This is a genomic window from Methylobacterium sp. 174MFSha1.1 (genome assembly GCF_900116815.1).
Lineage (GTDB): Bacteria > Pseudomonadota > Alphaproteobacteria > Rhizobiales > Beijerinckiaceae > Methylobacterium.
Map to the genome: position 1 here is coordinate 249,041 of NZ_FPCB01000004.1, position 17,903 is coordinate 266,943.

General features: G+C 72.2%; 13 protein-coding genes and 2 tRNA genes. 8 read left to right on the plus strand and 7 right to left on the minus strand.

The features are described from left to right. Nucleotides 1–203: 203 nt before the first annotated feature. The 5 genes from BM430_RS01130 to trxA all read left to right on the plus strand — a co-directional run bounded on the left by BM430_RS01130 (nucleotide 204) and on the right by trxA (nucleotide 9,397). The gene (locus tag BM430_RS01130; protein WP_093564466.1) at nucleotides 204–1,604 is read left to right on the plus strand and encodes a carbohydrate-binding domain-containing protein; all 1,401 of its coding nucleotides are present in this window, start codon (nucleotides 204–206) and stop codon (nucleotides 1,602–1,604) included. Nucleotides 1,605–1,729: 125 nt separating this feature from the next. Then, a complete protein-coding gene (locus BM430_RS01135; protein ID WP_244539245.1) occupies nucleotides 1,730–3,724 on the plus strand; it encodes a type I secretion system permease/ATPase in 1,995 nt (664 codons plus the stop codon). After that, the gene (locus BM430_RS01140; RefSeq protein ID WP_093564468.1) at nucleotides 3,724–5,031 is read left to right on the plus strand and encodes an HlyD family type I secretion periplasmic adaptor subunit; all 1,308 of its coding nucleotides are present in this window, start codon (nucleotides 3,724–3,726) and stop codon (nucleotides 5,029–5,031) included. Before BM430_RS01135 ends, BM430_RS01140 begins: the two co-directional genes overlap by 1 nt. A gap of 450 nt (nucleotides 5,032–5,481) precedes the next feature. Next, nucleotides 5,482–8,937 (plus strand): double-strand break repair helicase AddA, encoded by a 3,456-nt coding sequence (gene addA / locus BM430_RS01145; RefSeq protein WP_093564470.1) that lies wholly within the window; start codon nucleotides 5,482–5,484, stop codon nucleotides 8,935–8,937. A 139-nt stretch (nucleotides 8,938–9,076) separates the two neighbouring features. Beyond that, complete coding sequence (gene trxA, locus BM430_RS01150) at nucleotides 9,077–9,397, plus strand: thioredoxin (protein ID WP_093564472.1); 321 nt, start codon at nucleotides 9,077–9,079, stop codon at nucleotides 9,395–9,397. A gap of 290 nt (nucleotides 9,398–9,687) precedes the next feature. Here trxA and BM430_RS01155 read toward each other — a convergent pair whose 3' ends face one another. From BM430_RS01155 to BM430_RS01175, 5 genes are all read right to left on the minus strand, one after another. Then, a complete protein-coding gene (locus tag BM430_RS01155) occupies nucleotides 9,688–9,966 on the minus strand; it encodes a hypothetical protein (RefSeq protein ID WP_143131911.1) in 279 nt (92 codons plus the stop codon). 193 nt (nucleotides 9,967–10,159) lie between these two features. Next, nucleotides 10,160–10,819, minus strand: a complete 660-nt coding sequence (locus BM430_RS01160; protein ID WP_093564476.1) for an esterase/lipase family protein — start codon at nucleotides 10,817–10,819, stop codon at nucleotides 10,160–10,162. 45 nt (nucleotides 10,820–10,864) lie between these two features. After that, nucleotides 10,865–10,940, minus strand: a tRNA-Lys gene (locus tag BM430_RS01165). A gap of 105 nt (nucleotides 10,941–11,045) precedes the next feature. Continuing rightward, nucleotides 11,046–11,121 (minus strand) — tRNA-Lys (locus BM430_RS01170). A 124-nt stretch (nucleotides 11,122–11,245) separates the two neighbouring features. After that, nucleotides 11,246–12,817 (minus strand): 2-isopropylmalate synthase, encoded by a 1,572-nt coding sequence (locus tag BM430_RS01175; protein WP_093564478.1) that lies wholly within the window; start codon nucleotides 12,815–12,817, stop codon nucleotides 11,246–11,248. A gap of 417 nt (nucleotides 12,818–13,234) precedes the next feature. On the opposite strand from BM430_RS01175, the gene BM430_RS01180 reads away from it, so the two are divergent. Next, the gene (locus BM430_RS01180; RefSeq protein WP_093564480.1) at nucleotides 13,235–13,564 is read left to right on the plus strand and encodes a hypothetical protein; all 330 of its coding nucleotides are present in this window, start codon (nucleotides 13,235–13,237) and stop codon (nucleotides 13,562–13,564) included. A gap of 126 nt (nucleotides 13,565–13,690) precedes the next feature. Here the strand turns inward: BM430_RS01180 and BM430_RS01185 are convergent, their stop codons facing one another. After that, complete coding sequence (locus BM430_RS01185; RefSeq protein WP_210188392.1) at nucleotides 13,691–14,986, minus strand: trans-sulfuration enzyme family protein; 1,296 nt, start codon at nucleotides 14,984–14,986, stop codon at nucleotides 13,691–13,693. A gap of 173 nt (nucleotides 14,987–15,159) precedes the next feature. On the opposite strand from BM430_RS01185, the gene BM430_RS01190 reads away from it, so the two are divergent. Both BM430_RS01190 and BM430_RS01195 read left to right on the plus strand, forming a co-directional pair. Beyond that, a complete protein-coding gene (locus BM430_RS01190; protein ID WP_093564484.1) occupies nucleotides 15,160–15,354 on the plus strand; it encodes a ribosome modulation factor in 195 nt (64 codons plus the stop codon). 8 nt (nucleotides 15,355–15,362) lie between these two features. Next, nucleotides 15,363–16,676, plus strand: coding sequence for an MFS transporter (locus tag BM430_RS01195; RefSeq protein ID WP_093564486.1), 1,314 nt, complete (start codon nucleotides 15,363–15,365; stop codon nucleotides 16,674–16,676). Between the two features lie 209 nt (nucleotides 16,677–16,885). Here BM430_RS01195 and BM430_RS01200 read toward each other — a convergent pair whose 3' ends face one another. Beyond that, nucleotides 16,886–17,887 carry an SDR family oxidoreductase gene (locus tag BM430_RS01200; protein WP_093564744.1) on the minus strand — a complete coding sequence of 334 codons (1,002 nt, stop codon included), beginning with the start codon at nucleotides 17,885–17,887 and terminating at the stop codon, nucleotides 16,886–16,888. Between the last annotated feature and the right edge of the window lie 16 nt (nucleotides 17,888–17,903).

Sequence of the window (17,903 nt, forward strand, 5' to 3'; positions counted from 1 at the left end):
ACTTGAATCGGTATCGAATTATTTGCTGAAGTATCGACAATACTACATTTATTAACACAGGCTTGACAGGGAAACGTTGCTACTTATTGTCCGCCTCGCACATCGGATCGAGCCCCTGACGGGCGCTGATCTTCTCACGATGACGCATCCCTGCCGCCGCGTCCTGCGGCCCGGCACCCGTTCCACAGATCTGGAAGTGATACATGGCTTTTCAAACGGTCGCGCAGCCTTTTGCGCCGAGCAGCATCTGGAACACCCTGATCGGGTCGAACGCCCAGTTCCAGTCTGCATCCGGAGCGCAGACCGCCTCCATCCAGCACCAGGCTGGGGTGAACACCTGGATCGGCCAGGACGCGATTCCGATCTATCAGGCCAAGTCGACCGACCCGATGGCGACCTGGAGCTACGACAGCCGCGGCACCAACGCCGACTGGACCTTCGGCAACACCTCGTCGATGAACGGCACGTTCCAGATGCGGACGCCGACCGACGTGCAGTTCAAGACCGGCGACGGCTGGGCGATCATCGTCTCCGAGGACGGCCAGCACTACATCGAGACCTGGCTCGGCTCGAAGACCGGCAGCAACGCCTACCACGCCAACTACGTCGTCGAGAACACCGTCACGGGTGACGGCATCGCCGACGTGCCCGGCGCGCACGAGGGCATCCGCGCCGCCGGCATGTCGCTGATGGGCGGCGTGGTGCAGAAGGCGGACCTCGACGCAGGCCACATCGACCACGCCGTGGCGATGGCGATCTCGACCACCCAGGCCGGCTCCGCCAAGACCCCCTACGTCTGGCCGGCGACCACCGCCGACAGCTTCAGCGGCAGCTACTCCGGCTCGATCCCCCTCGGCTCGCTGTTCGCGATCCCGAAGGACGTCGACCTGACCAAGATCGGCATCACGACCGCCGAGGGCATGGCGCTGGCCAAGGCCTACCAGAACTACGGCGGCTACGTCACCGACACCGCCGGCCCGAACACGCTCCAGCTCGCCTACCTCGAGAAGGGCGTGAGCCAGACCCAGGTCGACAACCTGTTCAAGGACATGGCCGCCATCCGCTCGCATATCGAGCTGGTGACGAACAACACCGCCGCGACCCCGGCGGGCGGCGGCGACCACAGCGTGCCGAGCACGCCGGTCACGACGACGCCGGTCACCACCGCGCCGGTCACGACGCCGTCCACCACGCCCGTGACGACGCCCGTCGCCACCCCGTCGACCGGCGGCACCGCGCAGCCGAGCGTCAGCCTCGGCAGCGGCTCCGACCAGCTGCTGCTGAAGATCAGCCAGGACGCCTATAACGGCAACGCGCAGTACACCATCTCGGTGGACGGCAAGCAGATCGGCGGCGTGCAGACCGCGAAGTCCCTGCACGGCGCCGGCCAGTCCGACCTGATCTCGGTGCGCGGCGACTGGGGCCAGGGCGACCACGACGTGGCGGTCAAGTTCCTGAACGACGCCTGGGGCGGGACCGACGCGAAGGACCGCAACCTCTACGTCGACAGCGCCAGCTACCACGGCCAGGACGTCCCGAGCGCCCACATCACCTTGGCCGATAACGGCGCCAAGCACTTCACCTTCCACGACTACCTCGTCTGAAGCGCGTGACGCCCCGCCCGCCGCCCGGCGGGCGGGGTTCCCCCGCGTCCCTCTCGCATCCGCTGCGCCGCCTGCCCCGATCCGGGCCCGTTGCCGCGCGCCGCCGAACGGAGCCCGACCACCCCGTGACATCCTTCGCTTCCCGCCTTCCCGGCACCGGCGCCGTCCGGCGCGCCCGCGACGCCGCCCAGAGGCTCGCCGCACCGGCCCTGCACCGGGTGCGCGACACCTTCGCCTCTCCCGGCGCGACCCAGACCGACGAAGCGGGCAAGCTCCAAGAGGACGACCTTCGCCAGGACGACCTTCGCCATGACGGCCTCAAGCAGGACGCGCTGACGGCCTTCGGCCTCGGCCGGTCCCGGGCCGCCTCGGCGCCGCCGATGGTGGCGGCCCTGGCGCGGCTGCGCCACGTCGTCCTCGGCGTCGCCGTGCTCAGCGGCGCGGTCAACCTGCTGGCGCTCGCCGGCTCGTTCTACATGCTCGAAGTCTACGACCGGGTGATCCCGAGCCGCAGCGTGCCGACGCTGGTGGGCCTGAGCCTGATCGTGCTGGTGCTCTATCTCGGCCAGGGCTACTTCGACCTGATCCGCTCGCGCCTGCTCCTGCGCGCGGGCCGCGCCTTCGACGAATCCCTGAGCCGGCAGGTCTTCCGCGCCGTCGTCACCCTGCCCTTGCGCGGGCGGGCGGAAGCCGACGGCCTGCGCCCGATGCGCGACCTCGACCAGATCCGCGGGGCGCTCGCCGGCGGCGGGCCCGGCGCGCTGTTCGACCTGCCCTGGATCCCGGTCTATCTCGGCCTGCTCTTCGCCTTCCACGTCTGGATCGGGCTGACCGCGCTCCTCGGCGCCCTGGCCCTCGTCGGCCTGACGATCCTCGCCGAGATCCTGACCCGCCACCAGGCCCGCGACGCCCGCGAGTCCTCCGCCGCCCGCAGCTTCGTCGCCGAGGCGAGCCGGCGCAACGCCGAGACCGTGCGCGCGATGGGCATGGAGCCCGACCTCGCCGGCCTGTGGACCAAGGTCAACGCCGCCTCGCACGCCACGCAGGAGCGCACCGCCGAGATCACGGGGGCGATCCACAACACCTCGAAGGTGCTGCGGGTGGTGCTGCAATCGGCGGTGCTCGGCGTCGGCGCCTTCCTGGTGATCCGCCAGGAAGCCACGGCGGGCGTCATCATCGCCGGCTCGATCCTGAGCGCCCGGGCGCTGGCGCCGATCGACCAGGCCATCGGCTACTGGAAGACCTTCTCCGCCGCCCGCGAGTGCTGGCGCCATCTCGGCAGCGCCCTCGCGGCCGCGGGCCCCGAGCCGGAGGGGCTGACCCTGCCGGCGCCGCGCGACAGCCTCACCGTCGAGCAGGCGAGCGTCGGCCCGCCCGGAGGGCAGCGGCTCACCGCCCTCGACGTCAGCCTGACGCTCCGGCCGGGGCAGGGGCTCGGCATCGTCGGCCACAGCGCCTCCGGCAAGTCGTCGCTCGCGCGCCTCCTCGTCGGGATCTGGCCCGCCGACCGCGGCGCGGTGCGCCTCGACGGCGCCCGCCTCGACCAGTGGCGCCCGCAGGATCTCGGCCGCCATGTCGGCTACCTGCCGCAGGAGGTCGAGCTGTTTCCCGGCACGGTGGCGGCCAACATCGCGCGCTTCCGGCCGGGCGCCGAGGCCGAGGCCATCATCGCGGCGGCCAGGGCCGCGCGGGTCCACGACCTGATCCTCGCCCTGCCGGACGGCTACCAGACCCAGATCGGCGAGCGCGGCGCGCTGCTCTCCGCCGGCCAGCGCCAGCGCCTGGCGCTCGCCCGCGCCCTCTACGGCGAGCCCTTCCTGGTGGTGCTCGACGAGCCCAACTCGAACCTCGACCAGGAGGGCGAGGCGGCGCTCACCGAGGCGATCGCCGGGGTGCGGGCGCGCGGCGGCATCGTGGTGGTGATCGCCCACCGGCCGAGCGCGCTCGCGGCGGTCGACCAGGTGATGGTGATGGCCCATGGCCGCGTCCAGGCGCTCGGCCCCCGCGACGAGGTGCTGCCCGCCCTCAACCGGCCGCGCCCGATGCAGCCGATGCAGGCCGGCTCGGCGAGCTTCGCGCCCGGCTTCTCCCTCAAGGTCGCCCAGGGAGGGCGCGCGTGATGAATCCGATCGCTCCCGAGACGCAAGCCTCGATCCGCCGTCATCTCCTCGCCGGCGCGGTCGGCGGCCTCCTCCTGTTCGTCGGCGCCGGCGGCTGGGCCGCGCTCGCCGAGTTCTCCGGCGCCGTCGTCACTGCCGGCTCGCTCGTGGTCGAATCCGACGTCAAGAAGGTGCAGCACCCGACCGGCGGCGTCGTCGGCGAATTGCGCGTCAAGAACGGCGACCGGGTCGCCGCCGGCGACGTGTTGCTTCGCCTCGACGAGACGGTGCTGCAAGCGAACCTCGCCATCGTCACCCGCTCGATCGACGAATCGACCGCGCGGCGCGCCCGCCTCGAGGCCGAGCGCGACGGCACCGACGACGTCGCCTTTCCGGGCGAGCTGATCGGGCGGGCCGCCGATCCGGTCGTGGCCGGGCTGATGAACGGCGAACGCCGCCTGTTCCAGACGAGGGGGAGCGCCCGCGAGGGCCAGAAGTCCCAGCTCGCCGAGCGCGTCGGGCAGCTCGCCGAGCAGATCCGCGGCCTCGACGAGCAGATCGCCGCCAAGGCCCGGGAGATCGTCCTGATCGAGCGGGAGCTCGGCGGGGTGCGCGACCTGTGGGAGAAGAAGCTGGTGCCGATCCAGCGGGTGAGCGCCCTCGAGCGCGACCTCGCCCGACTGGAGGGGGAGAAGGGGACGCTGGTCTCCACCATCGCCCAGGTCCGCGGCCGCATCACCGAGACGCGGCTGCAGATCCTGCAGATCGACCAGGACCTGCGCACCGAGGTCGGCAAGGAGCTGGCCGAGATCCGCAGCAAGACGTCGGAATACGCCGAGCGGCGCATCGCCGCCGAGGATCAGTTGAAGCGCGTCGAGATCCGGGCGCCGCAGGACGGCCTCGTCCACCAGCTCGCGGTCCACACGGTGGGCGGCGTCGTGGCGCCCGGCGCCGAGATCATGCAGATCGTGCCGACCGCCGACCACCTGACCGTCGAGGCCAAGCTCGCGCCGCAGGACATCGACCAGGTCCATGTCGGCCAGGCCGCCACCTTGCGGTTCTCGGCCTTCAACCAGCGTACCACGCCGGTGATCATGGGTACGGTCTCGCGGATCTCCCCCGATCTCACCACCGATCCGCGCACCGGCCAGAGCGCCTACACCACCCGGGTCGCGGTGGCGGAATCCGAGCTGAAGCGCCTCGGCACGGTGCGGCTCACCCCCGGCATGCCGGTCGAGGCCTTCATCCAGACGCAGTCGCGCACGGTGATGAGCTTCTTCGTCAAGCCGCTCTCCGACCAGGTCGCCCGGGCCTTCCGGGAGAAGTGAGCGACAGGGCCCGCCCCCGGATGGGGGGCGGGCCCTCAATGTTCCTTAGCCGCCGATGGCGCCGGAGGCGCCGACAACGGCCACCATCAGCCCGCAGGCCAGGACGCCGATCATCGCGTAGGTGATGGTCTTGAGCATCGAGGATCTCGCTGTGCCGGGTTGGTCGATGCCCGCCGCGGACCGCCCGCGCGGCCGGCGGGCGGCTCCAGGGTCAAACGACGGACGCTGCGGAAAGTTCACTGCACTGCATCAATCCCGGTGCCCCGATTGAGACGGGGGCGTCGGGATGTGCGCCGGCGCACCTCACCCGCTCCTGGGCCGAGCGGTGTCTGTGCCCCCGCCGCCACGCTCCCCGAAATCCCTGTGCGCCGCCCCCCGACGCCGCTTGAGGCAACGCCCCGTTGAGTGCGACCGCGGCAGGATGGCCGTCTGGCCGCAGCGGGAGTTCGGATGGGTATCGAGGGGTTCGTCGTCGACGGCCTGACGCAGGCGGCGCAGCGGCGGGCGGCGGATCCGCGGGCCTCGGCCTGGGTGTCGGCCAATGCGGGGGCGGGCAAGACCAAGGTGCTCACCGACCGGGTGGTGCGCCTGCTGCTGCACGGCGCGGCCCCGGCGAAGATCCTCTGCCTCACCTTCACCAAGGCTGCGGCCGCCAACATGGCGATCCGGGTGTTCGAGCGGCTCGGCCGCTGGGTCACCCTCGACGAGGCGGCGCTCCGAGAGGAACTGACCGCGCTGGAGGGCGAGGCGCCGGACGGCGCCACCTTGCGCCGGGCGCGGCGCCTGTTCGCCCGGGCGGTCGAGACGCCGGGCGGGCTCAAGATCGAGACGCTGCACGCGCTCTGCGAGCGCCTGCTCCACCTCGTGCCGTTCGAGGCCAACGTGCCGGCCCGCTTCGTCGTGCTGGACGAGGCCCAGACCCGCGAGGCGATCGACCGGACCATCGACAACGTGCTCGCCGACGCGGTCGACACGCACCACCCGGATCTAGCCGCGGCGCTGAGCCTGGTCGCTCCCGAGGCGGCGGGCGAGGCCTTGCGCCGGGCGATGACGGCGGCGGTGCAGCATCGCGGCTTGATCGGTCATCCGGATGGGCTGCCGGCCCGCCTCGACGCCCTGCGCGGAGCCCTCGGGCTCGCCCCCGGCGAGACCCTGGGGGCGATCGAGGCGCGGATGCTGGAGGGCGGGCCCGACCTCGCCGGATTGATCGAGGCCCTGCGCACGGGCAAGGCCACCGACGAGAAGCGCGCCGACGCCCTGGCGCTGGCCCTCGCCGCCTCCGGCCCGGCCCGGCTGACGCTCCTGCTCGCGGCCTTCTTCAAGGACGAGGGCGAGGGCGACGCCTATGCGGCTTCGTCGCTCGGCACCAAGGCGGTGCCGGCGGCAGCCAAGGAGGCCCTCCTCGCCGAGCAGGCGCGGCTGGCGGACCTGCGCGACCGCCTCAAGGCGGCCCGGGCCTATGCTCGCACCGAGGCCCTGTTCACGCTGGCGGCCGAGATCCACCGCCGGATGGAGGCGCAGAAAGCGCGCCTCGGCGCCCTCGATTTCGACGACCTGATCCACAAGACGCTGGACCTGCTGACCCGGGTCGATTCGGCCTGGGTGCTGTACAAGCTCGACCGCGGCGTCGACCACGTGCTGATCGACGAGGCGCAGGACACCAACCCGCAGCAATGGGAGATCCTGCGCCGGATCACCGAGGATTTCTGCGCCGGCGAAGGCGCCCGCGAGGCGGGTAACGGGCTGTCCCGCACGCGCTTCGCCGTCGGCGACCCGAAGCAGTCGATCTACAGCTTTCAAGGAGCCGCGCCGGAAGAGTTCGAGACCACGCGGCGGGCCTGGCGGCGCGACGCGGAAGGGGCGGGCCTGCCCTTCGCCGATGTCGGCCTCACCCTGTCGTTCCGCTCGGCGATCGGCGTGCTGCGGGCGGTCGATGCGACCTTCGGGATCGAGGACCATTACCGCGGCCTGTCCTTCGGCGACGCGGCGGTCGGCACCGTGCACTCCACCGCCCGGGTGCGGGCGCCGGGCCAGGTCGAGCTGTGGCCGGTCGAGCGGCCGAGCGCCGAGGAGGAGCCCGACGCCTGGACCCACCCGGTCGACGCGATCGAGGCCGGCGCGCCGGCGCTCGTCGCGGCGCGCCGGGTCGCGAAGGCGGTGCGGCTCTGGACCACCGCGGGCGACGAATCCGGCCGGGTCTGGCGGCCGGGCGAGGTCCTGATCCTGGTGCGCAAGCGCTCGGCGGCCTTCGAGGGGGTGATCCGGGCGCTCAAGGCCGAGGGCGTGCCGGTGGCGGGCCAGGACCGCCTCGACATCGCCGCCCATATCGCGGTCCTCGACCTCGTCGCGGCGGGCCGCGCCGCCCTGCTGCCGCAGGACGACCTAACCCTCGCGACCGCCCTCAAGACGCCGCTCGTCGGCCTCACCGACGACGACCTCGTCGGCATCGCGGCCGGCCGCGACCCGGCCGAGTCGCTGGTCGCGGCCCTGCGCCGCCGGGCGGAGGCCGGCGACCCGGCGGCCCTGCGCGGCGTCACGGCGCTCGACGGCTGGGCGGCGCTCGCCCGGGCGCACGGGCCGTTCGGCTTCTACGCCGAGCTGCTCGGCCCCCGCGGCGGCCGGGCGCTGCTGGTGCAGCGCCTCGGCGGCGAGGCGGGCGACGCCATCGACGTCTTTCTCACGGCGGCGGCCCAGGCCGAGGCGGGGCCCGACGCGCCCTCTCTCACCGGATTCCTGTCCCGCTACGCCCCGAGCGGCGGGCGCGATGCCGGCGGCCATACGGTGAAGCGCGACCTCGATTCCGCCCGCGACGAGGTGCGGGTGATGACGGTGCACGGCGCCAAGGGGCTGGAGGCGCCGCTGGTGCTGGTGCTCGACGGCTGCGACGCGCTCGGCCGCGACCCGCCGCTGATCCCGATGCGGCTGTCCGACGGCAGCACCGTGCCGGTCTGGTCGAGCGCCAAGGCCTATGACTCTCCGGCGGTCGGGACCGCCCGCGACGCGCTGCACGCCAAGGCCGGCGAGGAGCACAACCGCCTGCTCTACGTCGCGATGACCCGGGCCAAGGACCGGCTGGTGGTCGCGCCGTACGCGAACAACGACAAGGAGACGCCGGCCGAGGCCTGGTGCGAGATGATCCGCCGCGGCCTCGTCGCGTCCTTCGGCGGCGTCGAGGTGGCGGAGATGCCCTACGGCCCGGCCGAGAGCTGGCGCGAGGGCGCCGCGCTCCCGGAAGCCCCGGCCACCGCCGTGCCGGCGCCCGCGCCCGAGGCGGTGCCGGACTGGCTGCACCGCCCGGTCGTGCCCGAGGCCGAGCCGCTGCCTCCCTTGCGCCCCTCGGGACTCGGCGCCGCCGACGAGCCGCGCCGCTCGGATGCCCGTTCCAGCGACCCGGCCGCCCGCCGCCGCGGCGTGCTGGTCCACGCCCTGCTGGAGCATCTCCCGAGCCTCGCCCCCGGGCGGCGCCCGAGTGCCGCCGAGGCCTTCGTCGCTGCCCGCGCCCCGGGCCTCGACGCGGCGAGGCGCGCCGCCATCGCCGCGGAGGCTTTGCGGCTCCTCGACGATCCCGACCTCGCGGTGCTGTTCGGCCCGCAGGCGCAGGCCGAGGTGACGCTCGCCGGCAGCGTTTCGGTCGGCGGCGCGTTGCGCCCTGTGCATGGCCGGGTCGACCGGATCGCGGTGACGGAGGAGGCGGTCTGGCTCGTCGACTTCAAGACCGGCCGCCCGCCGGCCCCCGGCGCGCCGACGCCGCGGGGCCAGGCGGCGCAGGTGGCGCTCTACGCCCGCCTCCTCGGCACGATCTATCCCGGGCGCGCCGTGGTGCCGCTCCTGGTCTGGACCGCGGGGCCGGTCCTGCGCCGCCTGACGCCGGAGGAATGCGACGCGGCCCTCGGCGCGCTGGCGTGACCCGAGGTGCGGGAGCACACGGGCAGAGTGGGGATGGCGCGCCCGCCAAGCTTGATCGGCCCCGGTCCGGTTCTTACCTTCACCCTCACGCGAACCGGTCCGCGCCGTCGGCCGGCTTCATGACGAAAGGAATTTGGCGATGGCAACCGTGAAGGTGACCGACGCGAGCTTCGAGCAGGACGTGCTGCAATCGGCGGAGCCCGTCGTGGTCGATTTCTGGGCCGAGTGGTGCGGCCCCTGCCGGGCGATCGGCCCGGCCCTGGAGGAGATCTCCAGCGAGATGAACGGCCGGGTGAAGATCGCCAAGGTCAACGTGGACGAGAACCCGGGCATCGCCTCCCAGTACGGCATCCGCTCGATCCCGACCCTGATGATCTTCAAGGGCGGCGAGCTCGCCGGCCAGAAGGTCGGCGCCGCCCCGAAGGGCGACCTGTTCCGCTGGATCCAGGCCAGCGCCTGAGCCATTCAGGCTGATCGACGAATGATGAGCCCGGCCACGAGGCCGGGCTTTCTCATGTCTGGATGGTGGAGGCCGTTCGTCGAATGACGAAGCGGCTCCCCACGCTCAGGGTCATCCCGGGGCTCGGCGTCGCCGAGAACCCGGGATCCATAACCGCTGACGTCACAGAACGAGGTGGGGGGCGTTCCGCTTCATCCTGAACCGTCGGCGGTTATGGATCCCGGGTTCCGCTGCGCGGCACCGGGATGACGCGGAGGGTGGGATAATGCCGGAGGCCAACGAACAGCGCCTCACCCCCGCCGCAGCAACTGCAATGGGCTCCCCGGCCCATACGCCACCCAGATCGCCTCGCAGGCCGCCTGCTTGTCGCTCCGCAAGCGGCCGTCGAGGTCGTCGAGAGCGGCCTGGAGGCGAACGGAACGGGGCTTCTGGAAGAAGTCGGCGTGGTTGAGCTGGACCTGCGACGAGAAGGCCCGGAAATGCTCGGCATCGATCCGCAGGCCGTCGCAGCGGCGGCTGGCGAGGTCCGCCTCGATGCCGGAGAGGAGCACCGGATCCTGGGGCGACACCTGCTCCCGGTGCGGCTGAGCGGTGAAGCAGAAAGCTGCCCAAGCGGCAGCGACGATGAGAGGCCGGATAATCATGGCAGCGCTCGTGCAAGGGCACGGGGTGATCCTGCGCCGGAAAATCGTCGGTGCCGACCTGCGTTCCCGCTCCTGGGCTCCGTCATGTGCGCGAGCGCACGAAGCGCCGAGGGCCAAATCAGCCCGCCCGGCCGTCCAGAGGCAGCCAGGACGCCACGGCGTCGAGCACCGCCGCCACCGCGTCGGGATGGTTCATCAGCCAGGTGTGATGGGCCGTGACGGCGTGCCAGCGCTCGCCGGCGCCGAACCGCGCGCTCTCCACGCTGACCAGGCCGTCATGCGGCCGCGGGATGCGGCCGCGGAAGACCGGGATCAGCGCCCGCGTGCCGGCGATCGCGGCCATCGGGCAGGCCGGCACCGGGATCGCCCCGGCCGCGTCGGTGCGCAGGTCGCCGAGCGCCGGGCCGAACACGGCGCGTCCGAGCCGGAAGGCCGACACGCGATCGGCCGCCTCGCTGCCGCGGTTCGGCGTGCCCAGCATCGCGAGTCCGGCCGCCAGGGCGGGGTTCGCCGCCGCGAGGTGCCGGGCGACGAGGCCGCCCATGGAATGCCCGACGAGGACGATCGGGGCGCCGGCCCGGGCCCGGATCGCCGCGACCGCGGGCTCAAGGTGTGCGGCGCAGGCCGCGAGCCCGAGGCGGCGGGAGGGGTAACCGAGGGTCTCGACCCGGTGGCCGGAAGCGGCGAGGCGGGAGGCGAGCCGCGCCATGCTGCGCCGCGTGCGTCCGAGGCCGTGCAGGAGCACCACGGTCATGTGCGATAGGGAACGGTGCGGCATCGCCGGAACCGCCGCTTCGCTTGAGGATTCATCGGGGATGGGGAGTGGTGGGCGCACTAGGGCTCGAACCTAGGACCCGCTGATTAAGAGTCAGCTGCTCTACCAACTGAGCTATGCGCCCGTCGCTCGCGAGAGCGAAAGGGGAACGGCCACCAACCGTTCCTATGGTGCCGGCAACCCCGGGGGTTTCCGGTTCAAGTTACCGCAAGAGTAACCTGAGATCTTGTGGTGGGCGCACTAGGGCTCGAACCTAGGACCCGCTGATTAAGAGTCAGCTGCTCTACCAACTGAGCTATGCGCCCGCTCTCACAAGAGCGCCTCCGGGGAAGCCACCAAACCGCCCCGGCGGTGAGGGTCGTTTAAGGGGCCGGCGGCGGGCTGTCCAGCCCCGATGCCGCCGACCCGTCGATTTTTTGCCGGCGCCTTTTACTCCGCAGCGGCGTGCTGGGCGTGCAGGCGGCTGGCGCCGGCCATCAGCTTGTTCAGCGCGGCGAGATAGGCCTTGGCCGAGGCGACCAGGGTGTCCGGATCGGCGCCGCGGGCAGTGACGATGCGGTCGTCCTGGCGCAGGCGCACCGAGACGTCGGCCTGGGCGTCGCTGCCGCCGGTCACCGCGTGGACGTCGTAGAGCTCCAGCGAGGCCTCGTGCGGCACCAGCGCCTGGATGGCATTGAACACCGCGTCGACCGGGCCGTTGCCGTCGACCTCCTCGGTGACGATCTTGCCCTCGATGTCGAGCTTCATCGTCGCGCGCTGCGGGCCGCGGGTGCCGGCGACCACGGTGAGCGAGACCAGCCGGATGCGGTCGTGCGCGGTGGCCAGGTTCTCGTCGACCAGCGCCTCGATGTCCTCGTCGTAGACGTGCTTCTTGCGGTCGGCCAGCGCCTTGAACCGCTCGAAGGCGTCCTGGAACTGGTTGTCGGACAGCCGGTAGCCCATGTCGTCGAGCTTGGAGCGGAAGGCCGCGCGGCCCGAATGCTTGCCCATCACCAGCGAGGTCTTGTGCACGCCGACCGATTCCGGCGTCATGATCTCGTAGGTGGTCTGGTTCTTGAGCATCCCGTCCTGGTGGATGCCGCTCTCGTGGGCGAAGGCGTTCCGGCCGACGATCGCCTTGTTGTACTGGACCGGGAAGTGGGTGGCGCCGGCCACCAGCTTCGAGGCGCGCACGAGCTGCGTGGTGTCGATGGAGGTCTCGTAGGGCAGCACGTCGGCGCGGGTCTTGATCGCCATCACGATCTCCTCCAGCGCGGCGTTGCCGGCCCGCTCGCCGATGCCGTTGATGGTGCACTCGATCTGGCGCGCGCCGCCCTCGAGGCCGGCCAGAGAGTTCGCCACCGCCAAGCCTAAGTCGTTGTGGCAATGGACGGAGAACACCGCCTTGTCGGAGTTCGGCACCCGCTCGCGCACGTCCCGGAACATCGCCCGGTACTCCTCGGGCGTCGCGTAGCCGACCGTGTCGGGCAGGTTGATGGTGGTGGCGCCCATCCGGATCGCCGCCTCGACGCAGCGGCACAGGTAGTCGATCGGGGTGCGGGTCGCGTCCATCGCCGACCACTCGACGTCCTCGACGAGGTCGCGGGCCTGGGCCACGGTGGTCAGGATGATCTCCAGGACCTCGTCCTCGGTCTTGCGCATCTGGTGCGCCAGATGGATCGGCGAGGTCGACACGAAGGTGTGGATGCGCCCGCGCTTGGCAAAGCGCACCGCCTCGCCGGCCCGGGCGATGTCGGCGGGAATCGCACGCGCCAGCCCCGCGATCACCGCGGACTTCGAGCGCCGGGCGATCTCGGCCACCGCCTCGAAATCGCCGTTGGAGGCGATCGGGAAGCCGGCCTCGATGATGTCGACGCCCATCGCGTCGAGCATCTCGGCCACCGCCAGCTTCTCCTCCAGGGTCATCGTGGCGCCGGGGCATTGCTCGCCGTCGCGCAGGGTGGTGTCGAAGATCAGCACGCGCTCGGCCGGGGAGGGGGTGCGGGCGGTGTGGTCGGTCATGGTCTGGAATCCTGGTTCGCCCGGGATCAGGGGTCGCGCGGGCGCGGCATTCGGGAAGGTGTCTCGCGGGACGGTGTCTCGGTCCTCAAGCTCCCCCAAGGGCCCAGGCGCATGCCCGGACGGCCCTCAGGGGCTGATAAGGAGGAGAAGGCCGCCGAGGAGGAGCGCGCGCGCTCGCGCCGCCGAAAGGGCGGTCGTCGGAAGCGTCAGCGGGGAGCCGGCATGAGCCACGGCTCGCGTCTCCTGAAGGGTGTGAACCCGGTGCGAGGGACGCCTGTGTACCGGCCTGCGGACCCGATGACAAGCCGTCGCAGACGTGGGCCCGTCCCGTGATTGACCGCCCCGCCGGTGCTTGCCACAAGCTTGGCCGCAAGTGCTCACGTCAAGCACGTGCTCACGTCAGGATGGAGCTGCCCCGTGTCGTATCGGAAGCCCGGGCTCGCCCTCGCGGCCCTTCTCGCCCTTACCGCCTGCCAGTCGAAGCCGGCCGTCCCGCCGCCGGCCGCGCTCGGCCCGGTCGCCGCACTTCCCGCCGGCGCGCTGCCCGCCGGCACCGGCTGCGGCCCGGCCATCGCCCGCACCCAGGCCGTCGTCGAGAGCGACGTCGCCACCGGCAACCTCAACGTCCCGGTCGGCAAGCGCTTCTCGGCCGATCTCGCCAACGCGTCGAGCGCCTGCGCGGCCGGCCGGGACGGCGAGGCGATGCGCCTGCTGGCGGCGGCGAAGGCCCGCTACGGCTACCCGTAGGGTCTTTCGAGACTGTTTAATTGGACCCTGCAGAATCGGCACCCTCCGAGTCATTCCGGGCTCCGCTGCGCGGCCCCGGAATGACATGCAGGGTGTCAACTCTGTGGGCTCCGATCAAACAGGCTCTCAACCAAGCGTCCCACGCGAGGCCTGGTCGAGGTCCTCGACCAGGTCCTCGGCCTCCTCCAGCCCGGCATTGAACCGGAACATCACGCCCTTCGGCAGGCTCTCGGGCGCGCGCCGCGGATGCACCGGCAGCACCAGCGAGACGTGGCCGCCCCAGCTCTCGGCGACCCGAAACAACAGCAGCGCGTCGACGAAGGCGTGGACCCGCTCGGCCGATAGGCCCGGGTCGAAGGCGATCGTGAACAGGCTGTTGCCGGCGTCGAAATACTGCCGGAAGCGGGCGTGGTACGGGCTGTCCTCGCGGATGGGACTGAGAATCTCTGCGGTGAAGGGCCGGCTCTCGAACCACCGCATCAGGCCTGCGGCGGTGGCGGCGTGCCGGTCCAGGCGCTCGTGTGCGCTGTCGACCCGGTGGAGCAGGCGGGTGCAGGTCTGGGGCGAGACCGCGCCGTGGCCGCTGATCCGGAGTTGCCGGCGCAGGCGGGCGAGGTCGCCCTCGTCGCGCGCCACCACGATGCCGCTCGGCGTGTCGCCGTAGCCGCCCTCGTACTTCGTCGTCGCCTGGATCGCGAGGTCGATGCCGTGGTCGAGCGGCCGGAAGCGCACGTGGCTCGCCCAGGTGTTGTCCATCACGGTGCGGATGCCGGCCCGCCGCGCCTCGGCGACGATGCCGGCGATGTCCGGGATCTCGAAGGTGCCGCTCGCCGGCGCCTCGAGATAGACCATCGTGTCGGTGGGCGCGAAACGCCGGCCCGCCTCCCGGATGAGGGCCCCGATCTCCTCCCCCGAGGCCCCGGCCGGATACGTGAGGAGCGCGGCACGGCCGGTCTCGGACAGGTAGCGCCAGGCCGGGAAGTACAGGGCATCCGGGATCAGCACGGCCTTCGGGGCGAAGGCGTCGAGCGTGATCGCGATCGCCGCGAGGCCCGACGCGCAGACGATCGCGCCGCCGCCGCCGTGCAGTGCCGCGAACTTCGCGCAGACCGCCTCGGCCTCCGGCGAAAGGACGACGCCGTACTCGGCGCCGCCATAGGCCGCACGGCCCGCCGCGTCGGCCTGCTCGTAGTCGCCGAGGCTGTCGAAGCCGACGCTGCTCTGCCCGAGCGAGCCGAGATCGGAGAAGGCCCGGGCCCGCCCGAGGCCGCGGGGATTGAGGTGGCCGCGCGAGGCGGCGAGGTCGACGATCGGCGCGTGGATCCGGCGCGTCGCCGGCCGGCACCCGGCGAGGAAGGCCGCGCGCCGCTCGGGCTTGAAGCCGGCCTCGATCGGCGACGGAGCGGGCGGGGAGTGGGACAATGCGGCATCTCCTGCGGGGCGCGGGCGGCGTGTCGTATAGGCCCGTCCCGCCCGGTCCGCCACGCCGCTCGCATCCATCGGCGGCCCGCCGGGAACGTCCGGCGCCGCCGGCGGTTCGGGTTCTCGGCCGTGCACAATCTCTCGCACCGCCCGACAGGAGCCCGGCCGCGCCGATGCAATCCCCGCCCGACAACCTCGACGCCCACGCCTTGGGCCGCGCCGCGCCCGAGAAGGGCCTCGCCCGCGAGGCCTGCCCCTATGCCGAGGGCACCGCGGCGCGGGAGCGCTGGCTGTCCGGCTACGACGAGGCCGTGGCGGCAGGCGTCGCGCCCGTGACCGGCGGCCTCAAGCGCGAACCGGGCCGCTGATCCCCCGCATGGACGCGCGCAATCCGGTCCGTCCCGGCCTCGACCGCAAGGCGGTCGGCGCCGTGGTGCTCGGCAACGCCCTCGAATTCTACGACTTCACCGTCTACGCCTTCTTCGCCAAGGCGATCGGCGCGGCATTCTTCCCGGCCTCCGACGCGAGCCACAGCCTGCTCGCCTCGCTCGCCCTGTTCGGCGTCGGCTACGTCATGCGGCCGATCGGCGGCGCGCTGATCGGGGCGCTCGCCGACCGGGCCGGGCGCAAGCCCGCCATGCTCGTCACCATCGCCCTGATGGCGGTCGGCATGCTGATGCTCGCCGCCTGCCCGGGCTACGCGCAGATCGGCGGATGGGCGCAAGCCATCGTCATCGCCGGCCGGCTGATCCAGGGCCTGGCGCTGGGCGGCGAGGTCGGCCCCTCGACCGCCTACCTGCTGGAGGCGGCGCCGCCGGAACACCGCGGCTTCGTCACCAGCTGGCAGATCGCCAGCCAGGGCTGCGCGGCCCTGTTCGCCGGCCTGCTCGCGACGAGCCTGGCCCTCGTCGTCGGCGACGCCGCGATGGCGGAATGGGGCTGGCGGGTGATGTTCCTCGTCGGCCTCGCGGTGGTGCCGGTCGGCCTCGTCATCCGCAGCCACCTGCCGGAGACCGCGGGCGCCGCCGAGGACCCGGACGCCGCCGCCTCGACCGGGGCGGTGATCGGCCGGTTGCTTCGCGAGCACGGCCGCCTGCTCGGGCTGACCTTCCTGGTCATTGCCGCCTCGACGGTCTCGAACGCCGTCGGCACCAACATGCCGGTCTATGCCGGCGCGACTCTGGGACTATCCGAGTCCGCCGCGACCGCGGTGCCGATCGCGCTCGGCCTCGCCTCGGTCGCCTTCCCGCTGCTCGGCGGCTTCCTCGCCGACCGCTACGGCCGGCGGCCGGTGATGATCTGGCCCCGCGCCCTGATCCTGCTCCTGGCAATTCCCGCCTTCGCCTGGCTCCTGCGGGCACCGGGACCGGCGGCGGTCTACGCCGTGACCTTCCTGCTCTCGGCCCTGTCCTCGATCAACGCGGCGGCGATCATCGTCGGCATCCCGGAATCGCTGCCGCGGGCGGTGCGCAGCTCGGGGCTTGCCATCGTGTATGCGCTCGCGGTCTCGGTGTTCGGCGGCAGCACCAACTACGTCATCAACTGGCTGATCGCGGCCACCGGCGACCGGATGGCGCCGGCCTACTACCTCGCCGCCTTCAGCCTGATCGGCACGGTGGCGGCGTGGTTATTGCCGGAGACGCGGGGGCGGGACCTGGAAGAGGGAAGTAGACGCTCAGGGTCTGCTTGAGTGTGTCGCCTGAAGCTCCACCCTCGATGTCATCCCGGGGCCGCGAAAGCGGAACCCGGGATCCATAACCGCTGATGGTGCCGAACGAGGCGACAAGCGTTCCGCTTCATCCTGCATCGTCAGCGGTTATGGATCCCGGGTTCTCACCTTCGGTGAGCCCCGGGATGACACGGAGGGTGCCAGTTGCGCAAAGGGCCTGCCTGAAATCGTCATAACAGCTGCCGGCCCCGCGCCATTCTCCCGATCACGACCGCCGCCGTCGCGGCCAGCCCCGCGGCGACGCCGGCGCTCGCCAGCGGGTGCAGGGTCGCCCGCGTGTAGGCGCTGGTGCGCATCACCGGGACCGGCGGGTCGCCGCGCTCCTCGCCGGCCCGCACCGGGGCATGGAGGGCGCCGACGGGATCGCGGGGCGGCTCGCCGCGCTTCTGCAGGGCGATGATGGCCGGGGCGAGCTCGTCATAGGCGCCGGGCGCGAATTCCTTGCCCATCACGAACAGCTTGCCGCCGCCGCCGACGAAGACGTCGCGCTGCGGATGCACGGCGGCGTGCAGGATCGCGTTCGCGACCTCCTGCGGCGGGTAGATCGGCGGCGGCAGGGTCGGCTGGCGGTCCATGTAGTTGCGGGCCCGGTTCGGCAGCGGCGTGTCGACGGAGGCGGGCTTCACCAGGGTGACCGAGACCGGGGCGCCCTCGGCGATCAGCTCCATGCGCAGCGTGTCGGTGAACCCCTTCACCGCGTGCTTGGAGGCGGCGTAGAGTCCCTGGAACGGGAAGGCGAGGTCGGATGCGATGCTGCCGACATTGACCAGCGCGCCGCCCCGCTCGCGCAGGTGCTCCGCGGCGACGAGGGAGCCGTTCACCGTGCCCCAGAAATTGGTGCGGATCAGCCGCTCGTGATCCTCCTGGGTGATCGCGCGCAAGGGCCCGTAGACGGTGAGCCCGGCGACGTTGACCCAGGTGTCGAAGCCGCCGAAGGTGGCGATCGCCGTGTCGGCGACCGCCTCGACCTGCGCCCGGTCTCCGACATCGGCGGTGACGGCGACGGCCCGGGCGCCGATCTCCGCGGCCAGCTGCGCGAGCACGTCGCCGCTGCGGGCCGCCAGCACCACACGGGCGCCGCCCTCGGCGGCCATGCGGGCGGTGGCGAGCCCGATCCCGCTCGACGCGCCGGTGATCACGATGACCTGCTCGCGCAGCGGCTTGTGTCGCATCATACTCACCCTGAGT